The sequence below is a fragment of the Microvirga sp. jy35 genome, from assembly GCF_056148915.1.
The window spans coordinates 1-16,551 of the sequence record NZ_JBWBEW010000066.1 but is presented as its reverse complement, the minus strand read 5'-3'; the positions used below and the strand labels follow the sequence as shown (position 1 = coordinate 16,551).

The window sequence follows — 16,551 nt, the reverse complement described above, 5'->3', positions numbered from 1 at the left end:
GTAATGGTGAGAAAGTCCGAACGTGCGCCTGGAAAGACCAAAAGCGAAACGACCCGATTGTCCGGCCAAAATCCGATGAACATCATATAGACAACTATCTGAAGAATAGCAAGTACTGGATGACGCTGTCATTTGTGTGCGGATAAGTTATCGCTATCCTAGTTAAGACGTAGTTTTAGACGTGAAATGCGGGAGCGGAAAGTGCTGCAATACTGATAGGAACAGCTACGCTCAATCCAATCGATGGTGAATTGATATAAATCCCGTTCCGCCAGAAGGACACATGACGTGGCCACGGATCGGTCTGGCACTGGAAGTGCTCCAGGCCCCCGCCTGGGTCCGGTAGGGTGCTTACTCTTCACCACGCAAGGCGTTCAGAAGGTCCACCAACTGAGACATCTTGTATGGTTTGGAGAGTACTATGCCTCCTGTGACAGGCTGCAACTGCTCCGCATACCCGGTCACGTACACGACTGGGAGATCCGGGAAGCGCTGGCGGTACGCTCTGGCCACTTCCCAGCCATTGGCCTCGGGCATGCGAATGTCCGTCAGCAGGGCATCGACGGCAATGCCGGCCTGCAAAAGCCGGAGGGCCTGTCCACCACTGGCAGCTTCCATGACCTCATGACCCGCTTCCTCCAGCTCAGTCACAGCCATATCGCGGATGAAGGGATCGTCCTCGACAACCAGAATGTTCATCGCACCCACCTATGCCTGCCGCCGTTGTGGTTCGACCCTGAGGCTCGCGAGGGCATGGAGAAGGGCCGTATGTGTGGATGGCTTTTTGACCCAGACAGCGCCTGTAAACTCCTGCAGGGTGTGCTTGTCCTGCAGATGGCCCGACCAGAGTACAAAGCCCACGCCGCGCCGGACGAGCTCGGCGGCAAGAGCCCGGCAGGTGCCATCCTTCAGCACGGTATCGAGCACGGCAAGATCCGGCGTTTCAGTCTCAAGCCAAGCCAATGCGGCTGCGCAGGTGTCGAACGGCCCGACAACGGCGTAGCCAGCCTCCTTCAGGTCATCCTGGAGGTTCATGGCCACAAGAGCCTCATCCTCCACGAGGAGAACAAGACAGCGGCTCTGGGGGTATTCGGACATAAGGGTAATCCTGGCGCAAATTGAAGTGTCCGGGCGGGACGACCATCGAAGCGCCAAGAGGCCAGTCCGGGAGCGTTTCCCGGACGGCGAGCCTCTCTGTAACACGTCCTACCGGAATCGCCTAAACCAGCTCTCCGCCTTTGAGCGAACGACCCTGTGCGCTGCAGCAACCGATGGATGTCCGGGCCGTTCTCCCCGATCAGCCTACATGGAGAGCTTGCATGTCCCGCACTGAGACGAGATCCGAGACAAGCTCGCGCACCCCAGCTGGGGCTGTGCTTCGTTCGACAGAACCGGAGCGGCCAAACACCCAGCGACATGGGCGCATGACTGGAAGGTCGGGCGGTACGCCTCGTCCTGACCAGGGCTCTCATCCGAGCCGCTGGCTTGCGCCCGTTCTGGCAGGCTCAACCGCAGCCCTGGGTGCCGCCGTTCTGTACAACCGGCAGAAAGCCGGGGCTGCCGAGCGCAAGACGCCACCCATAGGCCGGTTCCTCGATGTTGATGGCGTGCGCCTGCACTACATCGAACGCGGTGAGGGCGAGCCCATCGTGCTGTTCCATGGCAACGGCACCATGATCCAGGACTTCACCGTCAGCGGTCTCGTGGATCGTCTGGCATCCCACCATAGGGTCATCGTGTTCGACCGCCCATGGTACGGCTACAGCAGCAGACCTCGCCAGCTCTGGACGCCACGCGCCCACGCGAAGCTTTTCCAGGGCGCGCTGGAGCAGCTTGGCGTGGAACAAACGGTGGTCCTGGGGCACCCTGGTCGCGGTGGTCCTTGCCCTGGAATATCCGGCGCTGGTTCGCAGCCTTGTGCTTGCCCCCGGCTACTATTATCCGACCCTGCGAGCCGACACGTTCCTGTTCTCACCACCGGCTGTTCCCGTGATTGGCGACGCCATGCGTCACACGATCTCTCCCCTGGTGGCCCGTGCCATCCTGCCGGGCCTGATCAAGCAGATGTTCGCGCCAGCGGAGGTCCCGGAGCGTTTTGATCGCTTATTCCCGAAGGAGATGATGCTGCGGCTGTCGCAGCTTCGCGCCGCAGCGGAGGACGCAGCCCTTATGCCTCCGTCAGTGATGGAGCTGGAGCACCACTACAGCGAGCTGCGGATGCCGATCACGATCATCACAGGCGCCGATGATCAGATTGCGGATGTCGGCCGTCAATCGGAGCGCCTGCATCGGGAGCTGCCACAGAGCGAGTTTATCACTCTTCCGGGGCTCGGCCACATGGTTCATCACCTGGCTCCAGATGCCATCATTCGGGAGATCGATCGTTTGACGCAACGGTCCAAAGTCTGAACACACTAGCAAGTCCTGTGCCCGGGTACTCGCGGCTTCAGAGGTAATAGCCTCCAAACATCTGCAACAGCGACCCGCCGACAAGTGAAAGCATCAGAAAAAAGACGAGCAGCAGGAACATCGCGAGGATCACGAAACGCATCAGACAGCCGCCGAGTGCCGCCCCCGCCACTGGAGCTTCCGAAGTGGTGTAAGCTACTCCCCCGGACTTACGGCCAGTCCGCGCAGCGGCCCGGAGGATTTCCAGCATCCTTGCCGTACGGAAGTCGCGCACTGAGGCGCGCTCGTCGCCTGCTTCAACCTCCAGGGCAGGAGATTTCCCCCGTTCTCTGCGGCCCCAGGGTTCGGCACTCGGCCTAGGTGGTAGTGGCGAAGGATCGGCTCTCGTGGGCGTAGAGGAGGTGACTGTCGCCCGCGGCCGAGCAGGAGCGGCAGGCGGAATAGGCTTTGCTGGCGGACGAACTGGGTCACCGAACTTCGCGCCGCACTGCGGACACGCGGACGTATCCAGCCAGCGCCCGGGCTTATGGTTCGTGCAGTAGTAGCGGACTTGCGCCTCGTGGCATGCATCGCATTCGCCTGGAGCCGTCTTTGAGGTGCCGCAGTTCGGGCAACGCAGGATTACGCCGGTCATCGATGGGAGTCCTGGATTGTTTCACTCTCAGGGCTGCCGGAATCGGGCTCCGGATAGACCTCACGGATGATGTCCGCAGGAATGTGCAGCCGATACACTCGGGGGAGCCCACCTTCGACGAATTGCGCCATGGTGGGAACGCGCTCGTAGGGGCCGAAGCTCTCACGGCTCAATCGGCGGGAGAGCGCTACGGTCGTCAGAACCGGATGAGCCCGATAGGCTGGATAGGCGGCGTATCTCTCTTCCACATGATCGTGGCCGCGCACCATGTGAGTGATCGGCCGTCCCAAACTGGCGCTCAGGGAACAGAAAGCGGCGAAGTCCTCATACCCGAACTGGCTGCCCCGCGAGAAACGGTTCGGGAGCTTCTTGCGGGCTTTCGGATGCGCCCTGGTCCACACGAAATCCGACAGGCACAACGGATCGTTCCATTCACCCGTCTCGGCAAGCCGCGGATGCAGGTCCACCAGCGGAAAGCCTCCATGAGCAAGGAGCAGACCGTCGGGGAAGAAGAGCGCGCGCGGGGCGCGCGCGAACAGCCGCACAGCCAGCTTGCCAGCTCGCTCGATCCATTCGTGCGTAAGGTTGGCGTTGAGGAAGTCCACAAAGTCTGACGGAGCCACGCTCGAAGCAAACCGTACGCCGTCATAGGACAGCGCCTCATCGTGGTTGCCGGCTATGAGACACATTCGATCCGGCGCCTCCACGATCAGCTCGAACACGCGGAGAAGGACTTCGAGCCCGAAACCTTCATCATCGAAGAGATCGCCCAGAAATACGATCCGTGGCTGGCCCCCATCGGGTTGCAGGGCCGGATCATGCATGGCCGCCAATGCGGCTTCAAGCACCAGAAGATCGCCGTGCAGGTCGCCGACGATCCACAGCGGGCTTGCGGCATCCACAGCGGAGACCTGGATCACCTGATCGGCAGGATCGGCCCGGTCGTTGTCGAACAGCAGGCCAGGCCCGTCAGCTCTATCGAGCAACGCCTCCATGCGCTCCACTATCGACCGCATGTTGGAGCGGATGGAGGACGGGTTGACCGCATTGCGGACAGCCTGCCAATCTAGGCTGTCCACCTCCACAACCTGTAAGACGTCTTGCACCATGGCAGCAGGAGGAGGTGGGTCTGAAGGTGGGCTGCCCGTGTCAGGCGGAGACTCACCGATCAATGGCGGGAAGGGAGCAGCATCCGATGCACCTTCGACGCCCGGGATAAGAACATCTGGGGCAGGAGGATCTGGGGCCAGTGCATCCGGCGCAAGAGTCTCAGGAGTTTGTGCGGGAGTCTGCGGATAAGGTTCATCCTTGGGCCCACCCGCCGTTGTTGAAGTTACTTCTGACGTCTTCGGCTCCTCGCAGGAGGGATCAGGCTCAGGTGCTTCAGGTCCGTCGGGCAGGTTCATTTCAGCGCCCGCGCCGTGAGCGGCATCTTGACGATGCCCTTGGCTTGGCGTCCGACCGAAATCCGGTCACCCTGCCTGAGCGGGCGAGGAGCCGTCAGTGCCGTACCGTTCACGAGAGTTTCGTTGGTTGTGCCGGCGACGGGCGATAGCACCCATTGGTTGCCAGAATGGCGTTCAAGAACACATTGGCGGTTGTCCCAGAACTCGCTGTCCGGCCCGAACTGCCGCACCAGGATTTTTCCGAGTTCCGTCTTGACTCCGATCTTCAGTGAGCGTCCGTCCGGGCCGAGCAGTTCGATTCTGTCAGAAAGGATCAACTCGGCAGCTCGCGGAGCGCCGTCGCCCGTTGCCGCTGTCGAACCTTCTTTGGTGGCGGGTGACCCTGCGCCCCGCCCGCTCAAAACAGCCCGCAGTTCTGCAGCCGTCGGTCTCGCGGCGGGGTCTGGTGCGAGGCAGCGGTGCAGGAAAGCGCTAACCTCGGCATTGCTCGCCGGTAACGGCATCAACCCGGCCAATGCCGGAGGTTTCGCGGCGTGGCTCTGGACGAGCTTCGCATACTCGACCTGGTCCTCGGTCCAGTAGGGATGATAGCCGGCGAGAAGCTCGTAGAGCATCAGCCCACAGGTAAAGACATCCGAGGCGAGGCCGGGCACAGCACCCCGCGTCATGTGTTCGGGAGAGCGGTAGTTGTCGGTGCCCACGTATCCCTGGTGACCGTGCCAGGGCGCACGGCGGTCAGCCAGGAGCGAGAAGTCCATGTCGATCAGCTTGAGCTGGTAGCCGGAACTGATCGTCGGATCCTGGATCAGATACGCATTCGCGGGCTTCAGATCGGCGTGGACGATCTTGGACTCATGCAGCGCCGCCATTCCGGTCATGAAGACCTTGGCCCAGGTGACGTGACGGGCCCAGACGGCGGGGTTGTTGGTGGCTGCCACCTTGGTGCGGCGATGCTGTTCCCGCTCCTCATCAAGCATTTGCTGTAGGTCGGCGCCGTTCTCGACGAACTCATAGGCCTGGAAGTAGCAGGGTCCGCCCCAGACCTCTTCGAACGCTTCCACTTGGCGCACTGCGAACTGAGCCGCCCGCCCATTCCGGACGCGGGCTCCGAGCTCGTTCTGGTAGGCGACGAAGGCCTTGTACCAGACAACCGTCGGGGCGGGGGACTTGTACTGCTTCAGAAAGACCTTCTCTCCTGTCGGTCCCTCGCCCCCATAGGAGATCGCCATCATGCCCGGCCCGAAGACCTTCGTGACACGGTAATGCCGGATCCGATCACCGACCTTCAGCTTCTTGGCCATGGCTTACGCTCACTGTGACAGGGGCGGGGTGTCTACAGCGCCACGGTCGCTGCCGAACGGGATACGCTGGCGGCCAGCTGCTTCAGGGTGTTGCGGAAATTGACCGGATCAGATGTAAATTTCTGCAGAGCCTCCTGCGGATTCAATCCTTCGTACTCCACGACCTCCCATTCCGATTTGTCGATTTGGCTCAGGCGATCATAGCCCTCAAAATTGGGGGCAAAGAGGCTGAGGATGATGCGATTAGCCATCACAAGGTTCGCAACATCCTGGAGCGACCCGCCGTTCGCTTCCGGAAGGCTCATGGTTTCCTTGAACGAGGCGTCGGTGAAGACGATGACAACCCGTGCCGCATCGCTCCTATAGCGCCACTTTGCCGGATCTTCGGTCTGTGAACCTTTTGGTACTGCCTCCATGGAGGCAACCTTGTAGAGAGCATCGAGAAGGGACTCCGGCTCGTCGCCGCCGCCATTCGCCTGCAAGGTGCCAAGCTGCGCTTTGAGTGCACCGGCATCACGCACGAAGGGATTGTCGATGATCCAGGGCAGGCCTTCGGCTTGCGCAGCCTCAATGTCGCGATATCCGACGACCTTGCCGCGCCAGTCCCGAACAGGAGCGGCATTGTTGGCATCGCCCTTGCTCAGGGAGTCGATGAATGCCTCGATGTTCCGGCGGAGCGCATCGATGCAAGGGGACATGCTGCCACTGATATCGACGAGGAAGACGATATCGGCCACACCCTTAGTCTTTGGACGTTCCTGCACGTTCGGCGGAGGGGCCACGTCAGCCCGTGCGCTTTCTATTGGAGTTGTCTCCGTTGAGACATCAGGCGTGGATCCAGCCGGTTCCATGGGCGTTCCGAGCGCCGCTTCCGTCGAACTTTCCGTCTCCGTGGAAGGTGGGTTTCCAGGTGTTGCCGGAGTAGATTTGTCGGAATGCTCCATATCACTCATGCTATCAGCTCCACTTAGCGCAACCCTGTTCTCAGCTCGATGGGCCGAGCTATCCAACAACAGGGCGGCCAGATCGAAGTTCCCGGCTATGCTTCAGGTGCCCAGCCGTAGAAGCGTGCCGAGGTGAGCCGCAGGCTTCCTCAAAGGGGCAAGTTGCTTGGCAACCAATGTTACGAATGTAGCCTTGCGGCACGAGACGGAAGTACACCGAAGGTCAACTCACGCGGGGAGCACCAGACAGTACTGTCAAGTTGTCGAAGGTTCGGGGTCTGTGGCAGGGGTGATGTCACGGTAATTTTTGGTCAACGGCTTATGAGCTATGAGCCGCAGCATGACCCATCCCATCAGCTACAAGCGCCACCGTTTCCCGCCCGAGATCATCGCTCATGCCGTTTGGCTCTGCTTTCGGTTTCCGCTGAGTCTACGCTTGGTTGAGGAGATGCTGCTCGAGCGCGGTATCGTCGTTTCCTATGAGACTGTACGCCGATGGGCTCTAAAGTTCGGACCTGAATACGCTCGCCGCCTCCAGCGCAAGAGGCCGAGCCGCCGTGATATCTGGCACCTCGACGAAGTCGTGATCACCATTGCTGGCGAGACGCATCGGCTGTGGCGGGCGGTGGATCAGGAAGGCTATGTCTCCTTGATGAGATCGTCCAGGCTCGCCGCAACACCAAAGCGGCCAAGCGCTTGCTCAAGCGTCTGCTGAAGAAGCAGGGGTGTCCACCGCGACGGATGATCACCGACAAGCTCGGCTCGTATGCTGCCGCCCGACGGCAGGTCATGCCGGCAGTTGAGCATCAGCAACGCAAAAGGCTAAACAATCGCGCGGAGAACTCGCATCTGCCGCTGCGACGGCGAGAGCAAGCAATGCAAGGGTTTCGATCTCCCGGAGGCCTGCAGAAGTTCGTCAGTATCTTCTCAGCAGTTCGCAACCTCTTCGTTCCACCCCGGTCCCGCCGCTCTGCTCTCGCAACCCATCTTCACCGCCTCGATGCCATGGCGGCGTGGAAGTCTGCAGCCTGCGTTGCCGCTTTAGGTAAACAGGCAGCAAAGTTTGCCTTAACTCGTCCGACTTCGGTTAACGTGACAAGCCCATCCTGGGTCATCTCAACCTTCCGTCGTTCGCGCCGTGGCGGGTCAGGTACCCCGTCCACCGAAGACGAGCTGGCGGACAGAGGCATCCTCCGCAGCCTGGATGACGTGCTGGAACGAGCGCTCAGTGGCCGTTCCCCGCCCTTTCGTGCGCTTGGGTCTAAGAATGAACAGCAGGAGAGAATGGCCGGTCACCTCGTACTCATGCCCGAAGTCGAACTCCGTCAGTTCGTCAGCCCCGGTGTGATTTGTATCCAGAAGACAGACCCATCGGTCTCCGCCCACAGCCTCCGGGAGCGTGAACTCCACCACGTCATGGTGGGCGTTCGTGACCAGCAGCAGGGTCGCGTCCGTGCCAAGTCGTCGAATTCCGCTCTCCTGCGCACGTCCGTCAAGCAGAATGCCCAAGCAGCGCGCCTGCGGGTCATCCCAGTGCTCCGCAGTCATCTCGTCTCCGCCTGGCGTCAACCAGGTGACGTCCTTGACCCCCAACTCCTCGTCGTAGACGGCAGTTAGGAAGCGCCCGCGGCGGAGCATCGGGAGGGCATTCCTGAGCGCAATGACCTTCCGCGTGAACTCGGCCAGCGTCCTCTCGTCATCGCCGATACCCTCCCAGTCGATCCACGAGATCTCGTTGTCCTGGCAGTAGGCGTTGTTGTTGCCACGCTGCGTGCGCGCGAACTCGTCGCCGGCCAGCAGCATCGGCGTTCCACGGGACAGAAACAAGGTCGTCAGCATGTTACGCATCTGGCGCAAGCGGATCTCACGGATGCCGGGGTCGTCCGTCGGACCTTCCACCCCGTGGTTCCGAGACAAGTTGTCGGAATGCCCGTCGCGGTTCTCCTCCCCGTTGGCCTTGTTGTGCTTGTCGTCATAGGACACGAGGTCGTTGAGGGTGAAGCCGTCATGCGAAGTGATGAAATTGATCGAAGCCCAGGGTTTGCGCCCGCGCTTGTTGAACAGGTCCGCCGAAGCGGTCAGGCGGGTGGCCAGCTCCGGAAGCTTGCCCTCGTCGCCCCTCCAGTAGCTTCTGACCGCGTCGCGGTAGCGGTCGTTCCACTCGGCCCAGCCGGGCGAGAAGCGGCCGACCTGGTAGCCACCCGGGCCGCAATCCCAGGGTTCGGCGATGAGCTTGATTTGGCTCAGGATAGGATCCTGCTGGCAGGCGTCGAGAAACCGTCCTTCCTCGTCGAACCCATGCGTTTCCCGCGCCAGGATCGTCGCGAGGTCGAACCGGAAGCCGTCGACGCGCATGTCCTGCGCCCAGTAGCGCAACGAGTCGGTGACCATCTGGAGCACGCGCGAGTTGCTCAGGTTGACCGTGTTGCCCGTGCCGGTGTCGTTGATGTAGTAGCGCCGGTCCGGCGCGAGCCGGTAATAGGAAGCGTTGTCGATGCCCTTGAAGGACAGGGTTGGTCCGAGTTCGTTGCCCTCGGCGGTGTGGTTGTAGACCACGTCGAGGATGAGTTCGAGCCCGGCATCATGCAGATGGGCGACCATCTCCTTGAACTCGGCGAAGGCAAAGTCCGGGTTGGAGGCGTAGCGGCGCGCAGGCGCGAAGAACGACAGCGTGTTGTAGCCCCAGTAGTTGTTGAGGCCCTTGTCGGTCAGCTGGCTGTCATCCACGAAGCTGTGTACGGGCAGGAGCTCGACCGCCGTAACGCCGAGGCTGCGCAAATAGTCGATGACGTCCTTGGTGGCCAGTCCGGCATAGGTGCCCCGCAGGCGCTCGGGCACCGAGGGGTGGCGCATGGTGTAGCCGCGCACGTGGGTCTCGTAGATCACCGTGCGCTCCCACGAGACCTGGGGCTTGGAAGACCGGCCCCAGGTGAAGGCGGGATCGATCACCCGGCACTTCGGCATGAACGGTGCGCTGTCACGCCCGTCGAAGGTGAGGTCGTCGCCGGTCTCCATCTGATAGCCGAAGAGCGCCGGGTTCCACTCCAACTGGCCGACGAGCTGCTTGGCGTAAGGATCGAGCAGCAGCTTGTTGGGATTGAAGCGATGGCCCTGCGTCGGCTCGTAGGGCCCGTGCACGCGATAGCCATAGACCGTGCCCGGCCGCGCATCCGGCAGGTAGCCGTGCCAGACTTCGTTGGTGTACTCGGGCAGCTCGATGCGCTCCAGCTCCACGCCCCTGTCCTCGTCGAAGAGGCAGAGCTCGACCTTGGTGGCATTCGCGGAGAACAGGGCGAAGTTGACGCCGAGGCCATCCCAGGTTGCACCGAGGGGATAGGGACGGCCCTCCCGCACGGCGGACTCGCGGGCGGCCCGGGGCGCGGGCGCCTCTGCCTGAGCCCCTTTGGGCTCGCTGACATTCATATTCATGGGGAATCCGGTTCGGGCGCGCGGAGTGTCCGCGCGCGAAGCCAGTTCAACGGTCGGGGCGTGCTCAGGGTTCCAGGAGCGATGGGGACTGCGACATTACCTGCAAGGCGGCGGTCGCGCCCTGGATGCCGCCTGTGATCCGGCCTCGACGGACGGAGCCAATCGGCGGCCCGCGCGTTGTCGCCCTGGGCCGGGCCGGCGCTCCGGGCTTACGGCGGCCTGGAAACCCATGCCATGTCAGCCTCAGAACCGAAGATCGCCGCTCGGGATCTCCATTCCCCGGTCGCCCCATCCGCAGGCCTCGGCGTCGTCGGGATGATTGCTCTCGTGATCGCGGGGCTCTACGTCGGCCGCGAGGTCTTCGTTCCCGTGGCGCTCGCCGTCCTCCTGAGCTTTGTGCTGGCCCCGCTCATCCGGCTGTTGCAGAAGGCGCACGTCCCCCGCTCCCTGGCCGTCATCGGCGTTGTCCTGGTCGCCTTCGCCGCCATTACCGGATTGGCCACCGTGATGGCCACGCAGGTCAACCAGCTCGCCGGGGACCTGCCGCGCTACCAGGCCACGATGCGCGAGAAGGTGCAGTCCCTGCGCGGGTCCGCCGCCGGCAGCAGCGCCCTTGAGCGCGCCGCGGACGTGTTGCAGGACCTGGGTAAGGAACTCGACAGGCCACAGGCCAACGCCGCCCCACCGGCCAACCCGCTGACGCCCGGCACTGCACCCGCCGGCGAGGTGAAGCCGATCCCGGTCGAAGTGCGCCAGCCCGATCCGGGCGCCCTGCAAACCCTCGGGGCCTTCATCACCCCGCTGATCCATCCGCTGGCCACGACCGGGATTGTGGTCATCTTCGTGATCTTCATCCTGCTGCAACGCGAGGACCTGCGGAACCGGCTGATCCGCCTGGCCGGCTCGCACGATCTCCAGAAGACGACAGCGGCGCTCGACGATGCCGCCGGCCGCTTGAGCAAGCTGTTCCTGACGCAATTGGCTCTGAACGCTGCCTTCGGCGTGGTCATCGGCGTCGGCCTGTACGTCATCGATGTACCGAGCCCGGTGCTCTGGGGCATCCTCGCGGCAATCCTGCGCTTCGTGCCCTACATCGGGGCGTTCATCTCCGCCGCCTTCCCGCTCGCCCTGGCAGCGGCCGTCGACCCCGGCTGGTCGATGCTGCTGATGACCGCCGCCCTGTTCATCGTCGTGGAGCCGCTGGCCGGACACGTGGTCGAACCGCTCGTCTACGGCCACAGCACAGGGTTGTCCCCTGTGGCCGTGGTCGTCTCGGCGACCTTCTGGACCTGGCTCTGGGGGCCGATCGGCTTGGTGCTGGCAACGCCGCTGACCGTGTGCCTGGTCGTGCTCGGCCGGCACGTGGAACGGCTCGAGTTCCTCGACGTAATGCTCGGCGACCGTCCCGCCCTCGCGCCGCCGGAGATCTTCTACCAGCGCATGCTGGCGGGCGATCCCGCGGAGGCGGCCGACGTCGCGGAGGAGTTCCTCAAGGAGCGCTCGCTCTCGGTCTACTACGACGAGGTGGCGCTGGCCGGCCTGCGGCTCGCCCGGGCGGATGCCCTGCGCGGCGTGCTGGACGAAGCCCGTCTGGAGCGCATGAGGGACACGGTCGAGGAACTGGTGGATGATCTCTCCGACCACGCCGATCAGGACCCTGGGTCCGGTCGCACGGCCGATCCGGAGGCGATCGCGGCCGTTGAGGCCAGCAACGACGAGCCCGGAGCAGCCAATCTGCCCGTCCTGGCGCCCGAGGAGCTGAATGCCCGCTTCCAGGGCGAGACGCCGATCCTGTGCATTGCCGGCCAGAGCCCCGTCGACGAGGCCGCCGCCCTGATGCTGGCGCAACTGCTGACGAAGCATGGCCTTCGCGCCCGGGTGGAAAGGGCGGCCTCGCTGTCGGTCCAATCGATCTCCCGGCTCGACGATGCCGGCGTCGCGATGGTGTGCCTGTCCTTTCTCGATGCCGGCAGCCCGGCGCACATGCGCTATGCCGTCCGGCGCCTGCGGCGGAAGATGCCGCAGGCCCGGATTCTGCTCGGTTGCTGGACTGAGGGGAGCGGCGCTGGCGCGGCCGAGGGCCTTCGGGAGGCAGCCCGGGCCGATCTCGTCGCCTCTACCTTGCGCGAGGCGACCGCCCTCTGCCTTGACCTTGCCAGACAGGACGCATCCGTCACCCCGGCGGCGAGCGCCGCGTGACTTCCGTTCCGTAAGTCCGCCCGTCTCGACCGGGGAAGGGAAGCCTGATGAAGCTCTTCAAGTGCCAGGCCTGCGGGCAACTCCTCTACTTCGAGAACCGCACCTGCGAGCGCTGCGGCCACCGCCTCGGCTACCTGCCCGAGACCAGCACTCTCTCGGCGCTTGAGCGCAACGGCACTGGGATCTGGCGTGCGCTCGCGCTGGGCGAAGGCTCCCATCGCTTCTGCTCGAATGCGGAGTTCGATGCCTGCAACTGGCTCGTCCCGGCCACATCGGACAAGGCATACTGCACCGCCTGTCGCCACAACGGCGTCGTTCCGGATCCGTCGGCTCCGGCCAACCTCGCCGCCTGGCAGGTGATGGAGCTGGCGAAGCATCGGCCGTTCTACACTCTGCTCCAGCTCCGGCTGCCCCTGAACACGCGGGCGGAGGATCCGGAGCATGGCCTTGTCTTCGAGTTCCTGGCCGAGCCGCCCGCGAACGACGGTCCGAAGGTGATGACCGGGCATGACGAGGGGCTCATCACCATCGCGCTCAGCGAGGCCAACGATCTCGAGCGCGAGCGGCGCCGCGCGGCCATGGGCGAGCCGTACCGAACCCTGCTCGGCCACTTCCGGCATGAGGTCGGCCACCATTAATGGGATCTGCTCGTGCGCGATGGCGGCCGGCTCGAGGCCTGCCGGGCCGTCTTCGGGGACGAGCGGGAGGACTATGGCGAGGCGTTGCAGCGCCACTACCGCGACGGAACGCCGGCCGACTGGCAGGAGAGCTTCGTCTCGTCATACGCGACGACGCATCCGTGGGAGGACTTCGCGGAGACATGGGCGCACTACCTGCACATCGTCGACACAATGGAGATGGCGGGCGCCTTCGGCGTCCGGGTGGATCCGCCGCTGGACGACAGCGGCACGCTCGCCGCCGACATCGACGTCGATCCGTACCGAGGTGCTGACATCCATAGCATCGTTGAGGACTGGCTACCGCTCACCTTCGCGCTCAACAGCCTCAACCGCTGCATGGGCCAGCCCGACCTTTATCCGTTCATCATCAGTCCGCCGGTCGTCGGGAAGCTGGGCTTCATCCATGGCCTTGTGCGGGGTGTGCGGCGATGAGGGGCGCCACCGACCCGTCCCGCGGGTGCGGTCGGTGCGAAGCCTTGCGCGGTCGTCAGCAGGCGCTCCGAGTTGCGACGGAACCGACGAACGCTACGGTCATGGCGGCGGCTCCGGTCATTCCGAACGGCTGGGCGAGGACGATTTCTTGCACCTTCAAGAGTCATGGCGCGGCTCCGCCGACAGGGCCCGAATGGCGCGGATCATGAAGACATTCGGTTGGAGTATCGGCAGATCACCTTCCGCGTCCTTATCCAGCGGTCGAAAGCACGCGATCCTGTTACATCTGCTCGGGATGACACAGAGTACCCCAACCGAACGCTGCGACCTGGCTCGGAACCCCGTCCTCAACCAATCCATTCAGGCCCATCTCGGACACGAGCTGCGCAGCCTTTATGGCGATCCCGCTCAGGAGAAGCTTCCCGCGAGCCTTTCGCGCCTGCTCACCCGGGTGGCGCAGGTCATCCGAGCCCACACCGAACCGGTGGACCAGTCTTTCGTAAACGAGCTCATGAGCACCCTGAAGTCGCTGCGGTCCTACGCCATCTCCCTCAGCCGCGACATCCATCAGGCCGAGGATCTCGTGCAGGAGACAGTTCTGAAGGCGATCAGCAGGCAGGAGATGTTCGAGGCTGGCACGAACCTCCAGGCTTGGCTCTTCACCATCCAGCGCAACCTATTCCTTTCCGGTCGCCGCAAGGCGCAGCGCGAGGTGGAGGATGCGGATGGAATTCATGCGGCAACGATGATCTCGATCCCGGATCAGGAGGACAGACTTGCGGTCCGGGACCTGAACGCGGCCCTCGCCAAACTACCACGCGAGCAGCGCGAGGCGCTCCTGCTCGTGAGCGCGGAGGGACTGTCGTACGAGGACGCCGCCGAAGCATTGGCGACAAAGGTTGGGACGATCAAGAGCCGGGTCAACTGGGCCAGGAGCCGCCTGACCGAACTGATGGGTCTCATCCGCGAGGATGAGATCGCAGAGACACATGGCGCTTTCGCCTGACCCGCTCCAGGTGCCTGACCTACGGCCGGCGCTCCCATTGCTTCCGTGCCTCGACCTGGACCAGGAACGGCTCCCTGATCTACGGCGGCTCATGCTCAAGGCGCTTGCGGGCCCTCTGGCTCTGGATCCTGCTCCCTCCTGACTCCCTGCCAGTGAGGGAGCTTTTTCCAGCGGCGACGTGAGAGGGTGGCGCCAACGGCAGCTCGAGTCATGCCAGCACTTGGCCAGCCGCCGGATGGTCCGCTAATGGGATGGACCGGCCGTGCTTACCGGCGCACCCTTCATCAGGGGCGCCCAGCACGAGGTACTGTGCCGTGACTTTCGGGATCGCCGCAGCCTCGCAGCCTTCGCAGGACTAACACCGTGTCCGTACAGCAGTGGCCGCGTCCGGCACGAACAGGGCATCAGCAAGGCGGGGAACGCGATCGTCCGTGCGCGCCTGATCCAGCTGGCGTGGCGCTGGGTTCGTTTCCAGTCGGCAAGCGACGTCACCGCCTGGTTCCTGGCGCGCACGACTGGCAACAGCAAACGGAGCCGACGCATCACCATCGTTGCGGTTGCCAGAAAGCTGCTGATTGCGTTGTGGCGTTACGCCACCACCGGCCTTGTGCCGGCCGGAGCCAGGGTTCGAGCCGCACAGACCTGACCGAGATTGGAGAAGATCGTCCCGGAGCGACGGCTCCGTGACGTCTGGGGTGGACGTGTGATCGTGAAGTCGTTGGGGCTCAAGACCCGAACCAAAGAGTTGGATCCCGCCCGCCTGCAGCTTGCACGCTGTGCATGAGGCACCTGGGTCGGCTTTGCTGACCGAATACGAGTGGATGGCGCCAAGCGCCTGACCTGATGCAAGCGCGCCCTGGACGTCAAAAACCGCTGAGGAGCCGAACATGACTTGACGAAACCATCATACGAACGACTTCCGCGACGCCGAAGCCATTGCCGAGGCCGTCCAGCGGCCGACCATGCGGTTTGTGCCCACAAAGACGGTCGAGCAGCTTGATCTGCAAGCCCTGCACCGGGTCCGCTCACGCCTAGTGGGGCAGCGCACGGCGGTAATCAACCAGATCCGCGCCTTTCTGCTCGAGCGCGGGATTGCGGTTCGACAGAGGCTGGGTTCGCTCCGTCAGGCCCTGCCGGACATTCTGGCCCAGCGAACAGACGTGCTCACGCCGCGCATGACACACATGATCGAAGGCCTGATGCAGGACTGGCATCATCTCGACGACCGGATCGAAGCGGTCACTGAGGAAATCCAAGCTCTTGTGGCCGCTGACGAGGCCTGCCAACGCCTGATGAGCGTGCCAGGAGTGGGACCGATCATCGCCAGCGCCATGGTGGCCAGCATCGGCAACGGAGCCGCCTTCAGCCGGGGGCGTGACTTCGGGGCATGGCTCGGCCTAGTCCCGCGCCAGAACTCTACTGGGGACAGAACCGTGCTAGGCCGGCTGACCAAGCGCGGCAATAGCTACCTACGATCCTTGTTGATCCAGGCCGCCCGCGTGCTGCTGCTCTGGCCGGCGAAGTGGCGCCAGCATAGCTTTGGCGAATGGCTGACGGCTGCCTCGATGCGCCTGCACCACAACATGCTGGCGGCAGCATTGGCCAACAAGCTGGCCCGCATCGCCTGGAGTGTGTTGAGCCAGAACCGGACTTATGAACCACGAACAGCGGCTGTGATAGGCTAAGGGCAGCATCGCCCCTGCCCTGCATCAGCCGCTTGGAACTCGCCGAGGTCTGCGAGAGGAAGACGAGATGGAGAACGGTCGCGCCGTCGCATGGGTGCTCTGGTGACCCACTTGGCCGTAAAAGGGCCGGTCCGCTAATGAGAACCGATGCGCGCGGATATCCATGATGGCCAGGAGCATTGCTCCACAAAGGGTCGGATACATGTGCGCAAGACCAACCTCGCCATCTCCAAAGCCTCTTGCGACGCACGGCCGGTTCATACATGGGTCAATGTGTACCCTACAGCCAATCTCCATGAAGGTCCGCTTGTTGTGCTCTCCCAGACGCTGGGATCAGGCCGACTCGCTAGCTTAGAGCGTGCAGCGGTTGCGTGGAATCGGGATAGCTGACTCCATAGGGCTGGTTGTGGTCGGCCGGGAGGCGTC

Annotated in this window: 11 protein-coding genes and 4 pseudogenes; 7 read left to right on the top strand and 8 right to left on the bottom strand. The window is 63.4% G+C overall.

Annotated features, from left to right (window positions below):
• Positions 1 to 351: 351 nt before the first annotated feature.
• The 3 genes from AC0QTX_RS25960 to AC0QTX_RS25950 form a co-directional block, all read right to left on the bottom strand.
• Positions 352 to 699, bottom strand: coding sequence for a response regulator (locus AC0QTX_RS25960; protein ID WP_474606682.1), 348 nt, complete (start codon positions 697 to 699; stop codon positions 352 to 354).
• Between the two features lie 9 nt (positions 700 to 708).
• Positions 709 to 1,098 carry a response regulator gene (locus tag AC0QTX_RS25955; RefSeq protein WP_474606681.1) on the bottom strand — a complete coding sequence of 130 codons (390 nt, stop codon included), beginning with the start codon at positions 1,096 to 1,098 and terminating at the stop codon, positions 709 to 711.
• Positions 1,099 to 1,505: 407 nt separating this feature from the next.
• Positions 1,506 to 1,661 (bottom strand): hypothetical protein, encoded by a 156-nt coding sequence (locus AC0QTX_RS25950; protein ID WP_474606683.1) that lies wholly within the window; start codon positions 1,659 to 1,661, stop codon positions 1,506 to 1,508.
• Between AC0QTX_RS25950 and AC0QTX_RS25945 the strand changes: the two are divergent.
• A pseudogene (locus AC0QTX_RS25945) lies at positions 1,608 to 2,409 on the top strand (alpha/beta fold hydrolase). The gene AC0QTX_RS25950 and the pseudogene AC0QTX_RS25945 sit on opposite strands and share 54 nt — an antisense overlap.
• Before the next feature lie 37 nt (positions 2,410 to 2,446).
• On the opposite strand, the gene AC0QTX_RS25940 reads toward AC0QTX_RS25945, so the two are convergent.
• The 4 genes from AC0QTX_RS25940 to AC0QTX_RS25925 form a co-directional block, all read right to left on the bottom strand.
• Positions 2,447 to 2,581, bottom strand: coding sequence for a hypothetical protein (locus AC0QTX_RS25940; RefSeq protein WP_474606680.1), 135 nt, complete (start codon positions 2,579 to 2,581; stop codon positions 2,447 to 2,449).
• Between the two features lie 458 nt (positions 2,582 to 3,039).
• Positions 3,040 to 4,122, bottom strand: coding sequence for a metallophosphoesterase (locus AC0QTX_RS25935; RefSeq protein WP_474606679.1), 1,083 nt, complete (start codon positions 4,120 to 4,122; stop codon positions 3,040 to 3,042).
• A gap of 323 nt (positions 4,123 to 4,445) precedes the next feature.
• Positions 4,446 to 5,750 carry a protein kinase domain-containing protein gene (locus AC0QTX_RS25930; protein WP_474606678.1) on the bottom strand — a complete coding sequence of 435 codons (1,305 nt, stop codon included), beginning with the start codon at positions 5,748 to 5,750 and terminating at the stop codon, positions 4,446 to 4,448.
• A gap of 32 nt (positions 5,751 to 5,782) precedes the next feature.
• Complete coding sequence (locus AC0QTX_RS25925; protein ID WP_474606677.1) at positions 5,783 to 6,487, bottom strand: vWA domain-containing protein; 705 nt, start codon at positions 6,485 to 6,487, stop codon at positions 5,783 to 5,785.
• A 547-nt stretch (positions 6,488 to 7,034) separates the two neighbouring features.
• Here AC0QTX_RS25925 and AC0QTX_RS25920 point away from each other — a divergent pair.
• Positions 7,035 to 7,735, top strand: a pseudogene (locus AC0QTX_RS25920) (IS6 family transposase); the annotation flags it as partial.
• Between the two features lie 105 nt (positions 7,736 to 7,840).
• Here the strand turns inward: AC0QTX_RS25920 and glgX are convergent.
• Positions 7,841 to 10,123 (bottom strand): glycogen debranching protein GlgX, encoded by a 2,283-nt coding sequence (glgX, locus tag AC0QTX_RS25915; RefSeq protein WP_474606676.1) that lies wholly within the window; start codon positions 10,121 to 10,123, stop codon positions 7,841 to 7,843.
• A gap of 234 nt (positions 10,124 to 10,357) precedes the next feature.
• Here glgX and AC0QTX_RS25910 point away from each other — a divergent pair, with 234 nt between their 5' ends.
• The 5 genes and pseudogenes from AC0QTX_RS25910 to AC0QTX_RS25890 all read left to right on the top strand — a co-directional run.
• Positions 10,358 to 12,322, top strand: coding sequence for an AI-2E family transporter (locus tag AC0QTX_RS25910; RefSeq protein WP_474606675.1), 1,965 nt, complete (start codon positions 10,358 to 10,360; stop codon positions 12,320 to 12,322).
• Positions 12,323 to 12,369: 47 nt separating this feature from the next.
• A pseudogene (locus tag AC0QTX_RS25905) lies at positions 12,370 to 13,434 on the top strand (zinc-binding metallopeptidase family protein).
• A 295-nt stretch (positions 13,435 to 13,729) separates the two neighbouring features.
• Entirely contained in the window at positions 13,730 to 14,440 is a 711-nt protein-coding gene (locus AC0QTX_RS25900) for a sigma-70 family RNA polymerase sigma factor (RefSeq protein ID WP_474606674.1), read from the top strand.
• Positions 14,441 to 14,702: 262 nt separating this feature from the next.
• On the top strand, positions 14,703 to 15,086 hold the full coding sequence (locus AC0QTX_RS25895; RefSeq protein ID WP_474606673.1) for a transposase: 384 nt from the start codon (positions 14,703 to 14,705) through the stop codon (positions 15,084 to 15,086).
• Between the two features lie 265 nt (positions 15,087 to 15,351).
• A pseudogene (locus tag AC0QTX_RS25890) lies at positions 15,352 to 16,125 on the top strand (IS110 family RNA-guided transposase); the annotation flags it as partial.
• Positions 16,126 to 16,551 lie beyond the last annotated feature (426 nt).